The sequence below is a fragment of the Nitrospina watsonii genome (assembly GCF_946900835.1).
GTDB lineage: Bacteria > Nitrospinota > Nitrospinia > Nitrospinales > Nitrospinaceae > Nitrospina > Nitrospina watsonii.
Genome location: NZ_OX336137.1, coordinates 2777602 through 2800043, shown reverse-complemented (window position 1 = coordinate 2800043; position 22442 = coordinate 2777602). Strand labels below are relative to the sequence as shown.

The 22442-nt window shown below is 56.8% G+C and carries 19 protein-coding genes; 14 read left to right on the top strand and 5 right to left on the bottom strand.

The window, feature by feature from the left end:
- Nucleotides 1-32 precede the first annotated feature (32 nt).
- Nucleotides 33-1394 carry a tRNA (N6-isopentenyl adenosine(37)-C2)-methylthiotransferase MiaB gene (gene miaB, locus QML71_RS13110; RefSeq protein WP_282012375.1) on the bottom strand — a complete coding sequence of 454 codons (1362 nt, stop codon included), beginning with the start codon at nt 1392-1394 and terminating at the stop codon, nt 33-35.
- A gap of 400 nt (nt 1395-1794) precedes the next feature.
- Here miaB and QML71_RS13105 point away from each other — a divergent pair, with 400 nt between their 5' ends.
- The 11 genes from QML71_RS13105 (at nt 1795) to QML71_RS13055 (ending at nt 14219) form a co-directional block, all read left to right on the top strand.
- Nucleotides 1795-2094 (top strand): helix-turn-helix transcriptional regulator, encoded by a 300-nt coding sequence (locus QML71_RS13105; RefSeq protein WP_282012374.1) that lies wholly within the window; start codon nt 1795-1797, stop codon nt 2092-2094.
- Between the two features lie 163 nt (nt 2095-2257).
- A complete protein-coding gene (pilM, locus tag QML71_RS13100) occupies nt 2258-3391 on the top strand; it encodes a type IV pilus assembly protein PilM (RefSeq protein WP_282012373.1) in 1134 nt (377 codons plus the stop codon).
- A gap of 3 nt (nt 3392-3394) precedes the next feature.
- On the top strand, nt 3395-4069 hold the full coding sequence (locus QML71_RS13095) for a PilN domain-containing protein (RefSeq protein WP_282012372.1): 675 nt from the start codon (nt 3395-3397) through the stop codon (nt 4067-4069).
- 3 nt (nt 4070-4072) lie between these two features.
- On the top strand, nt 4073-4711 hold the full coding sequence (locus tag QML71_RS13090; RefSeq protein ID WP_282012371.1) for a type IV pilus inner membrane component PilO: 639 nt from the start codon (nt 4073-4075) through the stop codon (nt 4709-4711).
- Between the two features lie 21 nt (nt 4712-4732).
- Nucleotides 4733-6286, top strand: coding sequence for a pilus assembly protein PilP (locus QML71_RS13085; RefSeq protein WP_282012370.1), 1554 nt, complete (start codon nt 4733-4735; stop codon nt 6284-6286).
- 10 nt (nt 6287-6296) lie between these two features.
- Nucleotides 6297-8162, top strand: coding sequence for a type IV pilus secretin family protein (locus QML71_RS13080; RefSeq protein ID WP_282012369.1), 1866 nt, complete (start codon nt 6297-6299; stop codon nt 8160-8162).
- Nucleotides 8163-8168: 6 nt separating this feature from the next.
- Complete coding sequence (gene aroB / locus QML71_RS13075; protein ID WP_282012368.1) at nt 8169-9248, top strand: 3-dehydroquinate synthase; 1080 nt, start codon at nt 8169-8171, stop codon at nt 9246-9248.
- Between the two features lie 233 nt (nt 9249-9481).
- Nucleotides 9482-10969 (top strand): aldehyde dehydrogenase family protein, encoded by a 1488-nt coding sequence (locus QML71_RS13070; RefSeq protein ID WP_282012367.1) that lies wholly within the window; start codon nt 9482-9484, stop codon nt 10967-10969.
- A 331-nt stretch (nt 10970-11300) separates the two neighbouring features.
- On the top strand, nt 11301-12071 hold the full coding sequence (locus tag QML71_RS13065; protein ID WP_282012593.1) for an MBL fold metallo-hydrolase: 771 nt from the start codon (nt 11301-11303) through the stop codon (nt 12069-12071).
- Between the two features lie 31 nt (nt 12072-12102).
- Nucleotides 12103-13431 carry an ADP-ribosylglycohydrolase family protein gene (locus QML71_RS13060; protein WP_282012366.1) on the top strand — a complete coding sequence of 443 codons (1329 nt, stop codon included), beginning with the start codon at nt 12103-12105 and terminating at the stop codon, nt 13429-13431.
- Between the two features lie 221 nt (nt 13432-13652).
- Complete coding sequence (locus QML71_RS13055) at nt 13653-14219, top strand: uL10 family ribosomal protein (protein WP_282012365.1); 567 nt, start codon at nt 13653-13655, stop codon at nt 14217-14219.
- Between the two features lie 114 nt (nt 14220-14333).
- Here the strand turns inward: QML71_RS13055 and QML71_RS13050 are convergent, their stop codons facing one another.
- The 4 genes from QML71_RS13050 to nadD are packed head-to-tail and all read right to left on the bottom strand — an operon-like array spanning nt 14334 to nt 17189.
- Nucleotides 14334-15653, bottom strand: coding sequence for a tetratricopeptide repeat protein (locus tag QML71_RS13050; RefSeq protein ID WP_282012364.1), 1320 nt, complete (start codon nt 15651-15653; stop codon nt 14334-14336).
- A 44-nt stretch (nt 15654-15697) separates the two neighbouring features.
- Complete coding sequence (locus tag QML71_RS13045) at nt 15698-16102, bottom strand: TraR/DksA family transcriptional regulator (protein WP_282012363.1); 405 nt, start codon at nt 16100-16102, stop codon at nt 15698-15700.
- A 29-nt stretch (nt 16103-16131) separates the two neighbouring features.
- Nucleotides 16132-16485, bottom strand: a complete 354-nt coding sequence (gene rsfS, locus QML71_RS13040; RefSeq protein ID WP_282012362.1) for a ribosome silencing factor — start codon at nt 16483-16485, stop codon at nt 16132-16134.
- Nucleotides 16485-17189 (bottom strand): nicotinate-nucleotide adenylyltransferase, encoded by a 705-nt coding sequence (nadD, locus tag QML71_RS13035; protein WP_282012361.1) that lies wholly within the window; start codon nt 17187-17189, stop codon nt 16485-16487. Before nadD ends, rsfS begins: the two co-directional genes overlap by 1 nt.
- A 523-nt stretch (nt 17190-17712) precedes the next feature.
- Here nadD and QML71_RS13030 point away from each other — a divergent pair.
- The 3 genes from QML71_RS13030 (at nt 17713) to QML71_RS13020 (ending at nt 22382) form a co-directional block, all read left to right on the top strand.
- Nucleotides 17713-18072, top strand: coding sequence for a prepilin-type N-terminal cleavage/methylation domain-containing protein (locus tag QML71_RS13030; protein ID WP_282012360.1), 360 nt, complete (start codon nt 17713-17715; stop codon nt 18070-18072).
- 249 nt (nt 18073-18321) lie between these two features.
- Nucleotides 18322-20046, top strand: coding sequence for a tetratricopeptide repeat protein (locus QML71_RS13025; RefSeq protein WP_282012359.1), 1725 nt, complete (start codon nt 18322-18324; stop codon nt 20044-20046).
- Between the two features lie 38 nt (nt 20047-20084).
- On the top strand, nt 20085-22382 hold the full coding sequence (locus QML71_RS13020) for a YfhO family protein (protein ID WP_282012358.1): 2298 nt from the start codon (nt 20085-20087) through the stop codon (nt 22380-22382).
- Nucleotides 22383-22442 lie beyond the last annotated feature (60 nt).

Here is a 22442-nt window from a genome sequence, read left to right as displayed (position 1 = left end):
ATAAAGGGCGTGGGTTTGCTTTGTGGAAGGAATTACCGGCCGGCTGTGGCGGCGGTCCCGACGGGCCGAGAACAATACACTCCTTTGAGAACATGATTCTGCGCGCTCTCTACCTTGACCCGAACGGTATCGCCAGGTTTCAGATCTTCTTCCCCGCCTGAAAACATCACCATCCAGTATTCCGGGTTGCGGCCTTTAAAGGTCAGGCTCTTGCGGGCGGTACGGCCTTCGATCAACACCTCCACTTCTTCTCCGACAAATCGCTGGCCGAGTTGCTCCGTCAGGCGCGATTGCAGTTCGATGGTGGCGTGCAGGCGGCGTTTCTTTTCCTCGTCGGGCACCGAATCCTCATACAGCGCGGCGGGGGTGTTGGGTCGCGGACTGTAGGCGAACATATAGCTGTTGCTGTACTCCACCTGTTCCATCAGGCGCAGGGTGTCTTCGAACTCGCGTTCGGTCTCGCCGGGAAAGCCGACGATGATGTCGGTGGACAGGGCGATGCCCGGCACCGCTTCTTTCAGCGCGTCGATGCGTTCCATGTACGCGTCCACCGTGTGGTTGCGGCGCATGCGGTCGAGCACGCGGTCGTTGCCGGACTGCACCGGCAGGTGCAGGTGGTTGACCAGTTTGTCCAGATCCCGATAGGCGCGGATGGTCGCCGCCGTGAAGTCGCGCGGATGGCTGGTGGTGAACCGCAGGCGTTCGACACCGGGGATGTCCGCAATGCCGTACAGGAGTTCATGGAACGCCACCGGCGTTTGCAGCCCGTTTTTGCCATAGGCGTTGACGTTCTGTCCCAGCAGAATGATCTCGCGCGCGCCCTGATCCACCAACTGGCGCGCCTCCTCGTAAATTTCCGACGCTTCCCGCGACTTCTCCCTGCCGCGGGTGAACGGCACCACGCAGAAGCTGCAAAACTTGTCGCACCCTTTAATGATGTTGATGAAGGCGCTGGGGCCGGGTGGTTTCACCGGGGCGACGACCGGGATGGAATAATGTTTTTCGCGGTCGAACTCCGTCCACGCCACAGGTTTTCCCTCACGCCGCACCCGCTCCACCGCCAGCGGGACATCTTCCACCGCGTCGGGTCCGATGATGAAATCCAGAAACGGCATGCGTTTCAGGAGCTGGTTCTGTTCCTGCTGGGCCAGGCACCCGGCGAGGCCGAACAACAGGTCCGGGTTCTGCTGCTTGAGGGGACGGAACGAGCCGAACAGCGAATACACCTTCTGCTCGGCCTTGTCCCGGATCGAACAGGTGTTGACCAGGATCAGGTCGGCATCCTCGGCATGCTGGGTGCGGGTGTAGCCGGAGTGGAACAGCAGCAGTTCCATGCGATCGGTGTCGGCCACATTCATCTGGCAGCCAAAAGTTTCCAGGTAAACGTGTTTCATGGCGACCGATTGTAGCGGAATCGCCGGATCATTCCAACCGGGATTTGTCTTGATGAAAGAAGCAAGCCGTTGTGACCGGACGGACCGAAACGAGCGGGGGTGGGGAGGAGACCGGGGGCAGCGGCTGGGGGGTCCGGGGCACTGGGGGTCGGTTCGCGCCGGGGAAGCGGCCGGCATGCCGCACCCACAGCGGAGATCCCCCGTTCGGGGCCCGGGGAGCGCAGGCTTTAAATTTATATAAATTAATATAAATTTAAATGAATAACAGTAAATTCAAAAAAACTATTGACATAACACATTGAATTCAAGTATATTGGTTGGCATCCGTAAAAACTTAATAGTAACGACATCCAAGTCATGCGCAATTCGTCCCAATTTCTAGTTAAAGGAGGGGAATATTGTGGCCAATGTGAATAATGTCCGCAAAATCCGCGAGTCGAAGATGATGAGCAAGGCCGAGCTCGCACGGAAAGCCAGTGTCACCGTGCAAACCATCGACCGCATTGAGAAGGGGAACGATTGCCGCTTGGACACCAAACGTAAAATCATACTTGCACTCGGATACAAACTGGGGGAGCGCTCGAAAGTGTTTGCGGAAACGCCACTTGCGGATATTCGGGGCGCGGCTCAGGGCAAATCCACAAGCAAATCCAAGGTCAAGGTACGCAGGCAGACCGGAAAGGGCAGGAAGCAGGCATGATGATCCCGGATGGGGTTCAGCGGTTTTAGTCAATTCAGGTGGGCCGTGGTGGAGGCCACCAGCCGCCTTAAGATGAAAGTAGAGGGAAAGGAACCCGATTCCGGCAGCAGGGGAACGCGGTTTCCGTTGAGGCACAACCTAACTCAATATCAAAGGATGTTCCATGTTTCTTTCGGCCAAAACTCCGTTGTTGGCTATAGATATCGGCTCTCATTCGATCAAGGTGGCCCAGCTTGAGGGAGATCCGGGGAAGTTCGAGTTGAAGAATTTCGGGCTCATTCCTCTGGAACCGGAGGCGGTGACGGAAGGGGTGGTGCGCGATGAAGATCTGGTTGCGGATGCGCTCACTCGCCTGCTTGCAGCCGAAAAAATCACCAACCGTCACGCCGTGGTTTCGGTGTCCGGCGAGGCGGTGATGATCAAAAAGATCAAGGTATCGGTGCTGCCGGAAGAAGAACTGGCCGACGCCATCCAGGAGGAAGCCGAACAGTATATTCCTTTCGACATCGACGATGTCCGCATTGATTACCAGGTGCTGGAAGGGCTTCCGGCTTTCGAGGAATTCGACCTCGATGAGGAGGAAGAAGAGGAGAAGCAGGACATCCTGCTGGTGGCGGTGCAGAATGAAATCATAGACAGCCGCCTCGGCGTGCTGGCCGCCGCCGGGTTGAAGCCGGTCATCGTCGATCTGGATGTGTTTGCCATGGTCAACGCGCTGGCCAACAGCCGCAAGGTTCAGGATCTCGGATCGGTGGCCTTGATGGATCTGGGGCACACTTTCACGCATTTGAACATTTTGATGGATGGCATCAGTACCTTCACCCGCGATATCCCGGTGGGAGGAGCGGTGTGCACACAAAACCTGATCAGTCGTTTCCAGATCGAGCCCAAGGACGCCGCCGCATTCAAATACGGCGTGTTCCCGGAAGAGGTGGAGAAGGAAGAGGTCGTGAACATCATCCTCGACTCTTTCGATGGGGTCATTGAGGAGTTGCACAAGGCGTTTGAATTTTTCAGTTCCACCTCCAACAGCCAGGTTGAAAAAATATTTCTGGTGGGTGGAGGCGCATTGATTCCGGGTGTGGACGGATTGATTGCCGACCGTATGAGTGTCCCGGTCGAAGTGTTTGACCCGTTCGAATCGATCAAAATCCCATCGACCTTTGACAAGAAGAGTCTGGCGCACATGGCCCCCATGTCTGCGGTGGCGATCGGTCTGGCTTCCAGGCGTTTCGATTATCTTGAGTCGATGAAGGAAAAGAATCAGGCCAAGAAAAAAGAACAAAAGGTGAAATAACCCATGAATCTCATTCGCGTCAATTTATACGACTACCAGCGCATTGTCCGGGAAATCACCATACAAAAGCTGTTCGCCGGCATTTTCAGCGCTGGCCTGCTGGCGGTTGCCGCCTGTTTTCTCTTCTGGGCCTGGCAGATGGTCACCATCGCGCAACTGGAAGGTGAGATCGAGGAAGTCCAGGCCAAGGTGAATGCGTTGACGCCGGACTACCGAAAAGTGCAGAAACTCAAAAAGAAAAAAGAACGCTACGGGGAAATCATCACCGGCATCGACGGATTGCGCACCAAGCGGAGCCGCACCACGGAATTGCTGGAAGATCTCGGCCGCAGCCTGCCGCAGGGCGTCTGGTTGACGGTGGTGGAGCAGCGCTCGCTGGATGATCTGGGAAACATTCCGGATTTGTTTCTCGGCGTCAACAAGGCCGCCCTGCTTGCGGAACGCGCCAAGGCGGAGCAGGAGGGACGCGAGTACGAGCAGCACCAGTTCATTCAGATTACCGGACAGGGGGACAACCATCAGACGATTGTTCACTTTGTGGACCGCCTGCGGACGTTGCCGTACTTCGACCATGTGATGCTGGCGAAGACCGAAGAGAAATGGAAAAAGAACAGCCCGGTCAAGGAGTTTACGATCTACAGTCACGTATTAAAACTTGCCGCTCCGGAAAAAGGTTGAATCATGGATAAGATTCTCGACAAGATCCCGTACGACAAACTGGCCCGGTTCCAGAAGCCCCATGCCATCATGGTGGGGGCGGCGCTGTGCTTGGGTGTATTCATTGCTTATTACATCATGATATACGGCGCTTATCAGGAAGAGTACCAGCAACTGGAAACCAAGATGGGAAAGACCGAAGACAAATTGGCCCTGTATCAACAGGAAGTGTCGCAGAAAGAATTGATCACCAAGCAGGTGGCGACATTGTCGGGGACCCTGGTGGAGAAGAAACGCCAGCTGCCGCTGGTCGCGCAACTGCCGACTCTGCTGAATAAAATCTCGGACGTGGGCCGCTTTCTGGATGTGAACATCGTTTCCTTCGGTCTGGAGGAAGCTGCGGAAAAACGGTTTTACAAGGAAATCCCCATCACTCTGACCATCACCGGGGATTACTATCGCACTGCGGGATTTTTCGACACCCTGCAGAGCCTGCTCCGCATGGTGAACATTTCCAAACTCAGAATGAGTCGTGAACAAACCCAGATCGTCACGCGGGGAGACATGGGAGAAGCCCAGCGTGAAAATGTGCTGTTGTTGAGAACCGACATCCAGGCGAAAACGTTCGCTTATATCGAAGGTTCAGAAAAAGAGGGTGAATAGAGCGTTATGGTGAGCCCGATTATGAAAACTCAGACCCACAAATCGACCGTTCCAATGCAGACCGGCATCGCGCGCAGTTTGACCACTGTCGTGATGATGGGGATGCTGATTCTGGCTTCCTGGGCACCACACGCCGAAGCCGCCCAAACCCAAAACAAAACGTCGCTGGTTCGACAATTGTTTGTGCTCAGCGGTGTGCAGCGGGAGAAAGCGCTGGTCGCCCGCATGCAACTGGACCCCGGTGTATTCACCAGTCCCAAGCTGCTGAGTTCTCTTGGGCTGTCGCAGGAACACATCACCCTCATCAACGAGGTGTACGAAGGGGCGTTCCACGGAAACGAATTTTATAACACCAAGTTCAGGCAGATCCGGGATGGGTTCCATCGCACGCATATCCGGCGGGCCATTCGGTTTTTCCGGTCGCCTTTGGGTCGCAGAGTGGCGGCCTTGGAAGCCAGCTCCATGAAGCGGTGGGGCGATTATGAGGGATTCCTCCATCGCCTTACAGACCGGCCTCCGGACAAAGAGAGACTGGAATTGATGGATCGCCTGGAGAAGGCGAAGGCGCAGGTGGACTACGAAATCAAATTCAAATCTTCGATACTGCGCACAGTGGCTCCGTTGAACGACTTTTTCGCGGTGACCAGCGCCGAAAAGCTGATCATGAAGCTGAAGATGGAGCTGCGCGACCATCAGCGCTCGTTGCACATCATTGACAACCTGTTCCGTTACAAATCCCTCAATGACCGGGATCTGGAGCGCATGGTCCGATTCTATGAATCGCCGGAAGGCGCGTGGTTCAACCGTGTGGATCAGGAAGGCAATGCCGAGGGCATCGCCAAAATGAACCGCCGCGCGAGTCAGGCTATGAGTGAAGTGGTGCGGCGCCTCAAATCCACCAAGGAAGATTTCGACACGTTGAAAGCGGTGTTCGCTCCCGGCTTGCGGTACATGTTCACCGACAAGCGGGATCCCTTTGTGCCGCAGATCAATGAAGTGGATATGGATGCACTGATGCAGCAGCAGGCGGAAGCGAAAGAACGTGAAGAGCGGATGAAAGAACGAATGGAAGAGCAGCGGCTTTTCCGCAGCCGGATGGATCAGGAACTGAACGGTTTGCCTTCCATTCCTTATGAAGTGTACCGCGCCATGAAGAAAGCAGACCCGCGTCTGCATTCCGATCTCGAATACTACGCGGCGTTGTTCAAGAATAAAAGTGAATTACGGGAAATGAACAAATCCGAGATCGTAGAAGAAATCAACAACTACAAAAACCTGATCGAAAAAGCCAGCGGCATCGGGGCCTCACAGATTGGGTCCGATCTGCAGAATGGATTGCCCGAGCTGAAACTGTCCGGTCTCATCTGGAACGGGCAGGAAACCGTGGCGCTGGTGGAAACTCCGGATTCGTTCGGGCATACCATTCGTGTGGGGTCTTTGCTGGGGCCGAAGTACGGTGTGGTGGAAGCCATCGATCGGGAAAAAATAACGATACTCGAACGTGTCCGCGACTTTCAGGGCAACATCCGGACTCAGACCCGATATTTGGAGTTTAATAAACCGGCCGATGAATGAGGAGCGTGTTGTGAAAACCAAAAACATGAAAATTCATATCTCTTGTTTGACCGCCGTCCTGCTGGTTGTGGGTTTGACGGCGTTCCCGGTTTTCGGCGCCACGGGGGACAAGGGCGACGCCTCCGTCAAGCCGGGGACGATTGAACACAACAAAATTTCCGTCACCAAGTCCGGCAAGTCCGTCATTGGGAAAAAGGGAAAGTCCTGGAACGTTGCTCAGATGACCGGAGAGGCGCCCGCTTCCGTCATGAACGAAATCCAGGACCTGACTGCCGTGCAGGAAGGCGCGGAAACGTCCATCAAACTCAAGATCAGCGGGTCACTGAACTACACCGCGTTCAAACTGGAAAACCCGTTGCGCCTGGTTCTCGATTTTCCGGGTACCGTTCAGGGCATACTGACCGGCCCCATTCAGGTCAACCAGGGCATCGTCAATGCGGTCACGCCGACGTACTTTGAAGAAGCCAAAGTCCTGCGTCTTGAAATCGGGCTCAGCCAGACGGCGAGCTACGAAATCGTCAAGACGGGACCCACCAGTCTGGATGTGCGCATTCAGGCGGCCTCTGCAGAAAAGAAACAGGACGTTGACAACAAGATGGCCTCTTCCTTCGAGGAAGAGATGGGGATGAAAAAAGGTAAGAAGAGCGGTTCCCTCTATGAATCCGGATCAAAGGCCAGCCTGGAGGATTCCTGTTCGCAGCTTCTCGGTGGACAGAAAGAGGCTTACACCTTCGACTTCCAGAATGCCAGTCTCAAAAACATTTTTCGCATCATCTCGGATGTCAGCGGCTTCAACGTGGTGTTGTCGCCGGATGTCAGCGGTAATGTCAACGTCCGCCTCGTGGACGTGAGTTGGAACACGGCATTGGAACTGATTCTGGACAACTATGGACTGGCTCGAAAATGCCAGGAAAACATCATCCGCATCGCACCCAAGGCCAGTCTGGTGGCCGCCAAGAAAAGCGAGCCGCTGGTGACCGAAATGATTCGCATCAGCTATGCCGACATTGCGGAGATGGTCACGAATCTTGAAAAAATCAAGTCCGCCGACCGCGGACAGATTTCTTCCGATACCCGGACCAACACCTTGATCCTTACCGATATCGAGGACAAGATCGAGGAAATGGAATCGGTCATCAAGACTCTGGATATCAAAACGCCGCAGGTCATGATCGAGTCGCGCATCATTGAAATTGCGCGGTCGTTCACGCAGGACCTGGGTTTGCAGTGGACCTTGAACAACAACATCGACGTTGCCAATCCGGGATTCCCGACACAGTTGGACGGGGAATTTCTGGTGGACCTGGCGTCGAACGTGGCGACCCCCGCCGGATTGTACACGTTGACCATGAGTGACGCGGATCACCAGTTGCAGATCACCCTGGCGGCGGCGGAAAGCGAAGGAAAATCGCGCACCATCGCCAATCCCAAGGTGACGACGCTGGACAACAAGGAAGCCAAAATCCGCAGCGGCCGGGAGATTCCATACCAGACCTTCTCCGCCAACGAAGGCACGAAGATCGAGTTCGTCGATGCGGAAATCAACCTGACCGTCAAACCACACATCACGGCGGAAGAGGACGTGTACATGAAGATCACCGCCACCCAGAACCAGGCCGACTTCAGTCAGCAGGTCAACAACGTGCCGACCATCGTCACCAAGGAAGCCAATTCCGAAGTGCTGGTGGACAATGGCGCCACGGTGGTGCTGGGCGGACTGTTCCAGCAGGAAATCAACGAAAACCGCGTGCGGGTGCCTTTTCTGCATCAGATTCCGATTCTCGGTTATCTCTTCAAGAATCGTTCGCAAGATGATACCATCTCGGAATTACTGATCTTCGTTACGCCCACCATCGTGCGGGAAAACATCGAATAGGCACCAATGAAAGTTTTGAGAATCGATCTGGCCGACAGGAGTTACGACATCCTGATCGGCCAGAATCTTTTTAAGGCCCTTGCGGACCACGTCCCCGCTCTGTCCGGATTGCGCCGGGCGGTGCTGGTCACACACCCCTCCCTCCATCATCTGTACGGCGGCGCGTTGGAAGCCGGTTTGCGGCAGGCGGGCATGGAATCCCGTACCGTGGAAATCCCGGAAGGCGAGGCGCACAAAACCCTTGCCAGCGCGGGCCTGGTGTACGACCACCTGATGCAGCACGCCTACGACCGCAACACCTTGATGGTGGCTCTGGGCGGTGGCGTCATTGGCGACCTCACCGGCTTCGTCGCCGCCACCTATCAGCGCGGCGTGCCGTTTCTGCAGGTGCCGACCACCCTGCTGTCGCAGGTGGACAGCAGCGTCGGCGGCAAAACCGCCGTCAACCATCCGCTCGGCAAAAACATGATCGGCGCCTTTTACCAGCCGCGCGCCGTCATCATCGACCTCGATACCTTGAAATCTCTGCCCACGGATGAGTTCCGCGCCGGCATGGCGGAAATCATCAAGTACGGCGTCATCGAAGACCCCGATCTATTTGCGTATCTGGAAGACAACGTGGACGCCATTCTGGCGCAGGACACCGACTGCCTGACGCACATCATCGAAACTTCGTGCGCCATCAAGGCGCGTGTGGTGGAACGCGACGAACGCGAAAGCAACGTGCGCATGATCCTCAACTACGGCCACACCGTCGGCCACGCCATCGAAGCGTTGACCGAATACATTCAGTTCAAGCACGGCGAGGCCGTGGCCATCGGCATGGTGATCGCGGCGCGCCTGTCGCAACAGATGAGGTATTGCGACGCCGCCACGGTGGAACGCATCACGAAACTCATCCACCGCTACGGCCTGCCCACGCAGTTGCCCGACTTTCCGGCGCGTGACTACATCGAGTCCATGTACCGCGACAAAAAAGCCCGCGAGAAAAAGATCCGTTTCATTCTCGTGCGCGCATTGGGCCAGGTCGAAATTGTCGATGCCGTGCCCGAGGCGGAACTGGAAAAAGTCTTGCTTTCGCAGTGACGGTTGCATCTTCGGCAGATTCCCATACCCCCGCTTGACTTCCCCCGGACATTTACCTATATTCCAATTAGGATGGACGTTTTCACCGCCACGGTCTCTTTCCCAGAACACGTTTTCCGAGGTGTTGCGTCGGGCCCCAATCCGATCTCCGGGCGATCACGGCCTGGGCTGTCGATCGATCTTCCTTTGCTTCCAGTTGACTCTTCAATCGCCTTTCGATTCGGAGGTGTTGCATGACTAAAGAATACAAAAACTACATCAACGGCAAATGGGTGGCCTCGTCCAGTGGCGAGATTTTTGAAAACACCAATCCCGCCAACTGCAACGAAGTGCTGGGGCGTTTTCAGAAATCGAACAAGAAGGACGTGGACAAAGCCGTTGCCGCCGCGCATAAAGCCAAAAAGATGTGGCGGGACACCCCCGCCCCCAAGCGCGGCGAGATCATGTACAAGGTCGCCGAGCTTTTGGTTAAGAACAAGGAAGCCCTGGCGCAGGACATGACCAAAGAGATGGGCAAGGTCATCGCCGAAACGCGCGGCGACGTGCAGGAAGCCATCGACCTCACTTACTTCGCAGCCGGGGAAGGCCGCCGCCTGGTGGGCGAAACCGTCCCTTCGGAACTGAAAAACAAATTCGCCATGTCGGTGCGCATGCCCTTGGGAGTCGTTGCCTGCATCACGCCGTGGAACTTTCCGATCGCCATCCCGTCGTGGAAACTCATCCCGGCGCTCATCTGCGGCAACACCGCGGTCATCAAACCGGCGGAGGACACGCCGCTCACGGTGGTCAACTTCATGAACATTTTCGAGAAGGCGGGGCTGCCCTCCGGCGTGGTCAATATGGTCACGGGCTACGGACCCGACGCGGGCGCGCCTTTGGTCGAGCACGAAAAGGTGGACATGGTGTCGTTCACCGGTTCGACGCAGACCGGTGCGGGCATCGCCAGCACCTGCGCGCAGCGAATGAAACAATACTCGCTGGAGATGGGCGGCAAGAACGCCATCATCATCATGGACGACGCCAACCTGGACCTCGCGCTGGAAGGAGTGATGTTCGGCGGGTTCGGCACCACGGGACAGCGGTGCACGGCGTGCAGCCGCGTGGTCATCCACAAAAAAGTGGCGAAGAAGTTCACCGATATGCTGGTGGAGCGCGCGAAGAAATTGAAGCTGGGCAACGGACTCGATGAGAAGGTGGACATGGGTCCGCTCATCAACGACAAGGCGCGGGAAAAGGTGCACCGCTACGTGGAGATCGGCAAGAAAGAAGGCGCGAAACTGCTGACCGGCGGCAATTACGCCAACGGCAAGGCCCTCAAGAACGGCTGGTTCTACCAGCCCACCGTGTTCGCCGGCGTTGAGACCAAAATGCGCATCGCCCAGGAAGAGATCTTCGGTCCGGTGGTCAGCGTCCTCGCCTGCAACGGTTTTGAGGAAGCGGTGGACATCGTCAACGACTCGACGTACGGTTTGTCGTCGGCGATCTACACGCAGGACGTCAACCGTGCGTTCAAGGCGATAGAGATGCTGGAAACGGGATTGACCTACGTCAACGCCTCGACCATCGGCGCGGAAATCCAATTGCCTTTTGGCGGCACCAAGGGAACCGGCAACGGCCACCGCGAGGTCGGCATTGCTGCGCTCGAAACGTTTTCGGAATGGAAGTCGGTATTCATCGATTATAGCGGTAAAATGCAGAAGGCGCAGATCGACCACGACTAGCCAGGCAATGCCTGGAGCAAACATTCCCACTGCCTGGGAGAGTTACTTGTTAATGGCGTGTGGATGAACGATGATCGGTGGGCGCGGACTGCGTCCGAAGCAGATGACTACTGCCCAGCGGGCGGACGATGATCGGTGGGCGCGGACTGCGTCCGAAGCAGATGACTACTGCCCAGCGGGCGGACGATGATCGGTGGGCGCGGACTGCGTCCGAAGCAGATGGCTACTGCCCAGCGGGTGGACGATGAATGGTGGGCGCACTTTAAATTTGGTTATATTTCCTCAGGCGTAGCCTGTTTCCTTCGGATGCAATCCGAGAAAGGGGAGGGTCATTCTCAGATTTTCCGTTCTATCCAGTGGCAGCAAAGGCAACGCATTATTCGTGGAAAGCGATCGGTCGCGCATCCTCATCGACAACGGTCTTTCCCTGCGTGAACTGAAACGCCGCATGGAGGCGGTCGGTCGCGACGTCGCCGATCTCGATGCCGTGTTCCTGACGCACGAACATTCCGATCACGTTCGCGGCATGAAGATGTTGCTCGGCAAGCACGGTATCCCGGTGTATGCAACAGGCGGCACCTTCGACGCCGCCCGCCGCAAGCAAGGCGTGCTGCCGAACGCGCAATGCATTCAGCGCGAGGACGAGATCACCGTGGGCGACCTCTGCGTCGAATCGTTTCCAACACCGCACGACGCCGTGGAGTCGGTTGCCTTCGTGGTGCGGCAGGGGTCGCTGCGTCTGGGGCACGCCACCGATCTCGGTTCCTCGACCTCTTTGGTCGAAGATCGATTGAAGGGCGTGGATGTGTTGCTGATCGAAGCCAATCACGATCCCGACATGCTGGCCAACGGCTCGTATCCGTGGCCGCTCAAGAAACGCGTCGCCAGCGACGTCGGCCATCTTTCCAACCAGACCTGCGCCGACATGCTGCGCGTGCTCAACCACGACAAACTGCAGAAGGTGGTGCTGATGCACCTCAGCGCACAGAACAACCGCCCGGAGCTGGCGTTGAATCTCGCCCGCGGCGCGCTGGGCGCGTCTCCGGTGCCGGTGCAGGTGGCCCTGCAGGACCGGCCGACCCCGATGTTCGACATCCAGTGAAATCTTTATTCTCCCGCGCGATGCAATCACCATGACCGACTTGAATGACAAGGCCCTGGGCAGTTGGTACGGCATGGCCGTGGGCGACGCGCTCGGCCAGTCGGTCAAGGGTCTCAAGCCGGAAACCGTCAAACAGTTTTTCAAACAGGTCGATGCCTACCACGACGTCAAGGCCTTCCTCGGCAAAGGCGTCAAACGCTATCGCATGCAAGGCTTGTACGGTGTGCAGACCCAGGCGGCGCTGGCGGTGAGCGAGGTGTTGCTGACCACGAAGAAAGCCCATCCCGAAGCCATTGCCGATGTGCTGATGCGCATGGGCGCGAATGGCCCCGAAGGTTACTACGGCGTGTTCCGCCGCCCCGAAGGATGTTTTTACAAAACCGTCGAATCGTTTCCCAACCGTGCACAGATCATGACGTCCGACGACCCCTATGCCTACGGCGCCGGGTTTTCCATCGCCATTCCCATTGCCGTATTCATGAAGCGCGACTCCGTCACCTTCCGCACCCAATGCGTGGAGGCGGCACGGCTGTTCAGCCGGCATCCCTGGGAACTGGTGGGCACGGCGTTGGCCGGATACCTGGTGACACGTTGTCTGGAGTTGGAACCCGGCGAGCAACCCGGCGCATTGAAACATCTGTTCGCCGAGGCCTCCGCATTTTGCGAGGAAGTGGAAGCCTCGTTGCAGGGGGAGCAGGCGGAGCTCTGGCATGCAGTGGAAAAAGACGGCGCCGCGTTCAGCCAGACCCTGCGCCAGTTGGATCAACGCTACACGCCCGGCGAGTCCGCGGCCTGCGGCAGATGGATTGCGGAAAACGCGTCGCATTTTTGCGGCATGGCGATCACGCACCCGACGCAGGGGCATGCGCTGACGCTGCTGCCGTTCGCGTTGCTGATGCTTGTCGAAGGGAGAAACGGCTTCGAGGCGGTGGTGACGGCGACGCTCAACCACGGGCGTGAAGCCGACAAGCTGGGCGCGCTGGTCGGGGCCTGGGCGGGCGCCCTCTACGGATACGACGCCATCTCCAGCGCATGGCAAAGCGGCCTCGTGAATGCCAAAGAGATCAAGGCGCGCGGCGAATCGCTGGCGCGGCGTAAAATGCTGAAAGGCGACAAGGACCTGGTGGCGATGGAACTGGGCCTGACCAACAAGGAAGCCGAAGAGCGCAAACGTTTCCTGCCCAAAGAGGCGAAGAAAACGGCAAAGGCGGCGGGCGTCCTCGACGATCTGTGGTTGGAAGAAGAACCGCAGGACACCTTCGCCCAACTCAAGGAAGACCCTTACAAGCGGCGGAAGTTCGAGCGGGACAAGGCCAAAAAGAAACGGGACCGCCGCCGCAAGCCGGACATTCTGGAGTGAAATATGCCCAAACAGCCCCAAATTTCCCTGAAATCGGGGGAAGTTATTGATTTTTTTCGGGAAAAATGCATTATTGACTTAACCCGTGGTTCGAAATCGGTTATAATGTGAACCATAATCCATTGATAGATAGAATGTTACGAAAAGAGGGATCGGTCCGGTTCCCCTGTAAGGCGCAGGATTTGACAAGACTAATGAGTCCACTTTTGTAGGAGAGCGTTGTGAAATCCGGAAACTATATTTTGCTGGCTATGAGCCTGGTTTTTCTGGCGCATCCGGTGTTTGCGCAGAATGCCCCCCAACCCGCCCCGGCACCGGTGCAGGAAGAAAAACAGGAATGTGCGCCGCGTCCTGGTGAAACCGCCCCGACCGACATTGTTGTGGGAAAAAATTTGTCGGTGGACATGACGTTGCAGCAGGCCATCGATCTTTTGGGCATTCCCGAATTCATCCGGATCAACCGCGGTACCGATCCGGGTTTGGACAACATCGAAATCACCTATCCGAACCATGATCTCGTGATCCGCGCTCTGACGGAAGGCAAGGTGATCGAGGCCATCGAGGTCGGTCCCAACTTCAAGGGCGCATTCAGCCAGGGAGACATTCGCCTGGGCGCCAAGTTTGAAGATGTGGTGGAGAGTTATGGCGTGCCCGCTTCGCTGACGGCACAGGTGGCGCGCTATCCCGACGAGGGACTGTATTTTCTGTTCAGCGACCGCATTCTGTTGTCCGCAAAAACGTATTCCAAAAACACGCGGCTGCTGGATGCACGGTTGATGAATCCCTGACGGGGGATAACACTCAGACAACACAAGACCGGCGCCATGCCGGCAAGCAGGTACCTTGGAGGAGGAGAAAACATGGGTCTTCGGACCCATGTTTTTTTTTGCCCGGAATCCGGATCAGTGCGCCGCTTCGATTTGCAGCCGCAGCGTGTTCCAGGCGTGGCAATGCGGGCAGAACGCGAACCAGCTGTGTTCGGTGATGTGGCAGGCGGTGCAGACGTATTGTTCGACCGCCATCGTCACCCGGTAATGCGCCGCCGTGGTGATCTCTTCCACCTGCGCCAGCTTGTTCTCCTCCAGCAGGGTTTTGACTTTGTACATCTCGGTGGACAAGGACGGGTTCGGGATATTGCCCAGCACTTCCATCGCCGTTTCTTTTTCCTCGTGTTGAATGAGGTGGTGGACGTACAGCACGGAAAACAACTCGCGCAACGCATCGTTGGGCGCACCGCCGATGGCTTCCTGATACATCTTGTAACTGTCGTGCACCTTGTTCAAATCCTGATAGAGGTTCTGCAACCGAATGAGAAATATCGGCGACTGCGTGATGTCGAATCCATTTTTCCAGAACTTGATGGCGGTTTTGGGCGTGTTGTTTTCCAGGTACAACTGGCCGAGTGTGAGGTATGCCGGCAGGCAGCGGTTGTTTTCCCGGAGCGCACGTTTCAACTCGACGATGGCCGGTTCTATTTTCTGGTCCTGATAGAGTTGGTATCCCTTGGCGTACGTGATCTGGCTGAACAATTCCTGTTCTCCCGCCAGCTCATGGGAATCGTGGATGAGCGGCATGATGGCCTTTTGCATCTGGTACGCCTGGTCCGGGTTGCCCGCTTTCAGATACGCGTCGCGCAATTGACGCAGCGTCGGCAGGGAGTTGGGATTGAGGTTGCGGATCTCTTTGAGCGTGGCGATTTCTTTTTCGATGTTGCCGGTCGCGGCGTAATCCCGCGCCAGTGCAAACCGCACCGGCAGGTTGTCCGGATCGAGTTGGATCGCTCGCTGATGCAGCGTTACCGCCCGCTCGGCCTCGCCTTCTTCCCGCAGTTGATCGCCCAGGTGGGCGAGCGCTTCAAAGTGTTCGGGGGCCTGGTTGAGAATTTTTTCCAGCAGCACGATGCCTTTGGCGCGCTGGCCGCTGGTGATTTCGTTGACCGCTTTCTGAAACAGGTCGTCCCATTTACGGTGCAGCTTTTCCTGCTTGTGGACCACGCGTTGCTTGCCGTAGCGGCGGAGGGACGCCTTGAACTGTTGCAGGCCGGTGGCCAGCGCCGTACACACCACGCCGACGAGAATGGAGCCGAGCATGAACACCACGGTCGGCATCTTGAGCGACAGGTGCTGGGTGAAGAAAATTTCGACGTCGCTGGGGTTGAGGAACGTGAAGTAAACGATCAGAAGAATAAAAACGATCAGGGTTGAGATCAGTTTCAGGGTCACGTCGTGTCTTCAGGTAGTTGGGTTGTCGATGATGCAGCCGGAATTCATCCGAGAGGGCTGGGCTCGTCGCCGAATGAATCCATCCGTTTGTTCAGTTTTTCATCCTGTTCCAGTTTTTCGAGGCACTTCACGCAATACTGAGTGAATGGCACCACCTGCAACCGCGCTTCCGGAATGGCTGCCTCGCACAAGGCGCAGACTCCGTATTCTCCGGACGTGATTTTTTCGAGCGCTTCCTCGACCAGTTTCAGTTTCTGCCGCTCCTGCTCTCCCAGATTGAGCAGCATTTGACGGGAGAAGGACCGCGCCGCATCGTCCGATACGTCGGAGACCAACTGGGTGAACTCCTCGTCCTGACTGGATTTTATATTTTTTTCCAAGTCGCCCAGAATCTCAGAACGGATCTGGGTCAATTGGGTCTTCAACTCGGAAATCTTCTTCTTGTTCATGGTTCCGGAATCTCCTCGCGTTCACTCGTTCAGTCGCTCATCGCTGCAATAACGGGGACATCTCCCCAAAGCCGCTCCAGGTCGAAATGGGTCCGGACTTCCTGCAAAAATATGTGAACTATCATGTCTCCCAAATCGAGGATCACCCAATTGCCCTGCTGGTACCCCTCCTGTGCTGTGACTTCGTAAGGGGTGCCTGAGGTTTTCAGGTGGATGTTGTCCGCGATGGCCTGCACCTGGACTTTCGAATTGCCACTGCAAATCAGAAAATAGTCCGTCAGGTCCGTGCGGTTTCTCAAATCCAGAAGAATGATATTGGAAGCTTTTTTTTCGGTGGTCGCATCGACCACCAACTGCTGGAGTTTACTTAAAGAATCTCTCATCAAGACATTGGATGGGGGTGTGTTTGGTATAAACGATGGGCTATGATATACCCTTCAACTTCGGGTGGCAACACCTTTTTGGCCGCTTCGCCGCGCTGCAACGCGTCCCGGATTTGCGTGGAGGAAACGGCTTTTGGCGGGATCGGAAACAGTGCGATGTGGCGTCCGGTTTCGTGGCAGCGGTACACCCGTTTTGTGCTGTCGGTGTGGTCCGGCTGGTAAGAAAACGGCAGGTGTGTCATCAACGCCTCGACGTCGTTTACGGTTTCATCGAGAGAACGGCCGGGACGCGACGCCACGAGAATGTGGCTCGCCCGCAGCACGTCCGCGAACTGCTTCCACGAGTCGATGTCCTGAAACGTGTCGGCGCCCATGATTAAAGACAGCTCCGCATCCGGCCATTGCGACTGCAACGCGCGCACGGTGTCGAGCGTGTACGACACCCCGCCGCGTTCGATTTCGATTTCTGACAGGACCAGATTCGCGTCGCCTGCGATCGCCCGCCGCAGCATTTCGAGGCGGTGATGCGTTGAGGTGAGAGTCTGATGACGTTTGTGGGGAGGGATGTCAGCCGGAACGAACACCACCCGGTCGAGTCCGAAGGTCGCGAGCGCCTGCCGGGCCAGACCCAGATGCCCGTTGTGCACCGGATCGAAACTGCCGCCCAGAATGCCAACCTGTTGAGTTGTGGAAGAAGGGGCCATGGTGTCCGAAAATCTTTGATCGATGCGGGCCGCGCATTCCGGAAACCTCGTCGGCAGCCCGCACTCCTCCATCCATCATATCGATTTGATTTCTTTTATTTAAGTAAAAACAGCGGGCACCGAAAAGGCAATGGTACGGAGGGCCCCCTGCAAGGCAGAAAGCCTCCACTGGAAGGAACTCCACGCCCTTCCCCTGGTCGAAGCCATCTCTCGACCCTTATATAAGGCGAGAACGCGTCCGGGGAAGGCGGCGCACAGGCCCAAAAACAGAGGTTTTTCATACAATTTTTGTCCTTGAAAGTGACATAAATTGTCTGTAAAAGGGTGCTTTTTGATGAGTAATAGGTTACCCTGTATGCTAATGATTTTTTAACTTATTGAAAAACATTGATTTATTTTTATTTCTTTGGGGTGAGGCGTTTTTCGGCATGTGGCTTGCAATCTTAGCTGTAAACGATTACGACGAGTGTCCCTAAACGTAAGGTTTTGTCCGTAACTGTTAACTCAATCAGGAGGAGAAGTAATGATTAGTCGAAACGAAAAAGGTTTTACCTTGATCGAGCTGCTGATCGTCATCGCGATCATCGGTATTCTCGCGGCGATCGCCATTCCGCAGTTCAACCAGTACAAAGCGCGTGCCTACAATTCGGACTCCAAGTCCAACCTGCACAACCTGTACCTGGGTTGTAAAGCCTACTGGGCCGAGCAGGGTTCGTCTCAGGATTGTTCCGTCAACACGGTTACCGTTGCCGAGTACGGTTATGTGCAGTCCACCAAAGTCGATATCTCGGGTTCGGGTAACGAGACCGCGTTTGCGGCAACGGCTCAGCATCTGGACAGCACGACTCAGTACGCCATGGATGCGAACGGCAACATCAGCTAATCCATTGGTGTCGTGAGACGCTACGAGTTTGAGTCAGTCCAAACTCAAATACAGACTCCCATCCCGGTATCCGGGGTGGGAGTTTTTTTTTTGCATTGCCGCCGCTGCGGGTTCCTTTTCCTGTTCGGTCCGGATGGCCGGTTTGCAACAGGTTGACACGGCGCGGGCAAGAGAGTCCAATGCTTCTTGCAGCGGGATCCCTTCCAGTGGGGCTTCCTGAATCATCGTTTCCTTAACGAGAATAGACCGGTGTCATCCACCCCAAGCGATGCCTCCAACGCCGTTGCCCGCCGTGCCCCGTTCACTGTGGTGGCGCTCAGTTTCATGGTGTATATCCACAGTCTGCGGAACGGCTTCGTCAATTACGACGACCTTGATGAACGCATTCTCAAAAACCCGTTTCTGAACACGCCCTGGGACTGGAGCTTCATTCCGCAGGCCTTCACGCAGGCGACGGCGGGCTATTACGATCCCATCTACGTGTTGTCCTACGTCATCGATTACCAGGTGTGGGGCATGAATCCGGCCGGGTTTCATTTCGGCAATCTCGTTTTGCACACGCTCAATGCGCTGCTCGTGTTTTACCTGACAGCGCGGATGACACGGCGCACCGATCTGGCCTGGGTGACGGCGCTCTTGTTCGCAGTGCATCCAATCCATGTCGAGTCGGTGGCCTGGGCCACCAGCCGCAAGGATACCTTGTCTCTCTTCTTTGCGCTGGCCAGCCTGCGGGTGTACTGGCAGGGCGTGGGCCGGGAGACGCGGCGCTATGCCTGGCATGCGGCGGCGGCGCTCGTCCTGCTGCTGTTGGGGATGATGACCAAGCCGACCGTCGGCGTGGTGCCGGGCCTGATCCTGTTTGCGGAACTGCTGCTGGGGCCGCGGCCGTTTGCGTGGCGGCGCATTGTGACCTTCCAGGTGGTGGCGTGGACGCTGTTGCTGGTGTTTGTCGCCGCCACGTTTGCCATGACCGTTGGCCTCGCCGTCAAGGGCACCATTCAGTTCACGCCGACTCAACACGTCATTCTGTTCTTCGAGTTGTACGCGTACTACATCAAACTGGCGCTGTGGCCGCTGAACCTGAGCGCCCTGTACGTGATCGAGATCCGCGACCGCTTCGAGCCCTGGATTCTCGCCATGCTGATTCCGGGACTTTCGTTGCTGGTGGGCTGGATGTTTGTGGAACTCAAACGGAGCGTTGCCGACGCCGAACGCGCCCGGCGTCACGGCCCGGTGTTGTGGGGCGCGGTGGTGTTTTTTGCAGGCCTTTTGCCTTTCACGAACATCATGCCGCGCACCATCTACCTGGCCGACCGTTACCTGTATCTGGCTTCCATCGGATTTTGCCTCATCCTGGCATCGCTGTTGTTGCGCATTCGGCGGCCGCGGTTGCGTCTTGCCGGTATTATAATAATGATTGCGCTGTATGGCGTGTTGACCATCGAACGCGTACCGGTGTGGCGCGACAGCGTGACGTTGTGGTCGGATGTCGTGCGTAAAACCGATATGGACCCGGACCGCAAACACCTGCTGATGGCGCGCGCTTACGGCTTTGAAGGACGGTGGGAAGAAGCCTTGCGGGAATACGAGCGGATGGACCTCGCCGCCCGGCGTGATCCTCAATTGTGGATGACGGTGGCCAATGCGTATTTCACCGTGGGTCAACGCGAGCGCGCCCGGGAAATCTTTGAACGCCTCATGACAGCCTGCCCGCAGTACCTGGTGCCGGTCATGCAGGGAATCGCTCTGGATATCGAGCAGAACCGGTTGGACGAAGCGAGGCAGCGTGCACAGCGGTTCAACAATCGTTTCACCGTCGCCGAGCGGCAATGGCTGCAAGACGTGTTTCGTTTGCAGGCGGTGGGCCGGACGGAGCAGGTGTGGCAGGTGTTTCAGCGGTTGAGCGAGTCTATCGAGCAACGCACCGCTCCCATCAAAGCCGAATTGATCCGGCAATGCAGCGACCGTCTCTAGCGCGGACACACAGATTCCTATCTTATTTGGAAAACGCGATGAATCGAAGCATTCAACAACACGCCTTGCCACTGACCTTGTTGACGCTCGTTCTCGGTTGGTACTTTTTACCGGTGCTGTTTCTCGACCACACGTTGTTCTTTCGCGACGTGATGAAGTTTGGCCTCCCCGGAAAATGGTTTCAGTTGCAGATGTATGCCGAGGGAGCCTTGCCGTACTGGAACCCGGCGATCTTCAGCGGCGTGCCATTTCTATCCCTGCTGCATCCCAACGCCGCCTATCCGCTGAACGCACTGCTGTTCGTGGGTGATTTTCCCTACGGCTACAACCTGTTCGTGGTTGTGCATCATGGCGTGCTGGTGTTTTCCGTGTATGCGTTGATGCGTTTTTGGGGATTGTCCGCCACCGCGGCCACGGCTTCGGCGCTGGTGGCGGCGTTGGGAGGCTACTTCCTGTCCCTCGTGTCGCTCGGCAACCAGTTGGTGTCCACCGTATGGACACCGCTTTTGCTGTTGTGCGTGCAGAAATATTTTATGCGGCCGCACGCGGGTGGGCCGCACGCCGGTGGGCCGCATTGCGGCTGGCTGGCGGCGGCGGTGGCGCTGGTCGTGTTGCAGGTTCTGGGGGGCAGTCCCGAAAGCTGCGTGATGTCCATGCTGCTCGTGTATTTTGCGTCGGTGTTCCTGACCCCGGGCCGCGCCACGCAGTGGAAACGTCCGACCCGTGTCCTGGCTGGGGTGTCGCTCACGGCCATCGCCTTGAGCGCGTTTCAACTGTTGCCCACGTATCGCGTCATTCAGCGTTCCATCCGCAACTGGGACCTGGGCACGGAGTTCAACACGAAATGGTCGCTGCAACCGGAAGCGTTGCGGCATCTGTTCGCGACCCGTAACTTCGACACCTTCATGACGACCACGGTGGTGGAAGAAGTGGTTTACCTGCCCTCGTTGTACATGGGGCTGGTGCCGGCGTTGGCCCTGTTTGCGGCGGCGATCCTGATCCGGAACCGGGCCGCAATTTTTTGGACGGGTGTGTTCGCTGTGGGTGTGTTCTTCGCTCTGGGCGGCAACAATCCGGTGTACACCTTCCTGCTGTCGTTCAATCCGCTGTTGCAGAAGTTTCGCTATCCGGAAAAGTTTTTTTTCTTCTCCGCGTTTGCGATGACATTTTTGACCGGGCACTTCGTGGAGTACCTGTTCCAGTCGCGATCCCGTCATTTTCTGTCACCGTTCCTTCTCCTCTCGTTTTTATTCGGCGCCTTGCTGGCAGGCTTTGCCGTGTACGCGAATGGAGAACGCCTCGGGCTTGCGGCATCGGTGTTCGCAGCCGTGCTGGGGCTCGCCGTTCTCGCGTTCACCGGAAAGATAAGACCGGAATGGGCGAAGACGATGCTGGTGCTTGTGGTGTTCATCGACCTGTGGATGGCACATTCCAAGCTGGTGCCGTTCATCGACTCCAGGCTGATCACGCAACCCCCGGAGGTGACCCGGTTGCTGCCGTCTTCACCGGGACCCTATCGCGTGTTCACCGGGGGGCTCGACCGCGAACACTTCCGGCCGAAATCCCTGTTTCCTAAAGCGCCCAATTTTTTACTGAGTCACATCCTGGAAAAAGAAATCGCCAACCCCAACCTCGGCACCGTGTTCGGCCTCGAGTACGCCGATGGATTGATGGCCATCGAACTGGAGAATGCGTGGCTGTGGACCCAGTTGTTCAACAAATCGCCGCTCGACAGGAAGAAGCGCATGCTCGCGCGCAGCAACGTGCGCTACTGGATCACCGGTGAAGATACGCCCCGGCATCGTGGCAATTCCAAGGGATTGGAATCCGGTCCCATCCGCGAATTCGAGGACGCGTTGCCGCGTGCGTTCCTGGTGCCGTCCATGCAGCAGGGTCCTAAAATCAAACTGCTGAACACCTACTTTGCCGAGGACTTCGATCCCCGCAGGGCAGTGTTGCTGGACACGCCGGTGGCGTTTCAGCCTTCGGAGCGGTTCGACGGCACCGTGCAATCGATCGAGTATTCTCCAAACCATGTGACGGTACGCACCCGGCAGGAGGGCAACGGCTTCCTGGTGCTGCTCGATTCCTATTTCCCCGGATGGAGTGTGCAGGTGGACGGCAAGCCGGCGACGTTGTTGCGCGCCAATCATTTTTTCCGGGCGGTGTCGTTGAAGTCGGGCAAGCATCTGCTTCACTTCAAGTACGTCCCGGAGGGGTTGGTGTGGGGGCAGGCGGTGTCGTTCCTGGCGATTGTGCTGGGCCTGACCCTGGTGTTGGTGACGGCGTTCCGCAGGCTGCCGGTTCATCGCTGGGACGCTTTGAAGAGGGGCTGAACGCCACCGATCCGGACGGCTTCGACCCCGTTTCGTTTCCATCCCGGAGGCCTCAAAAAA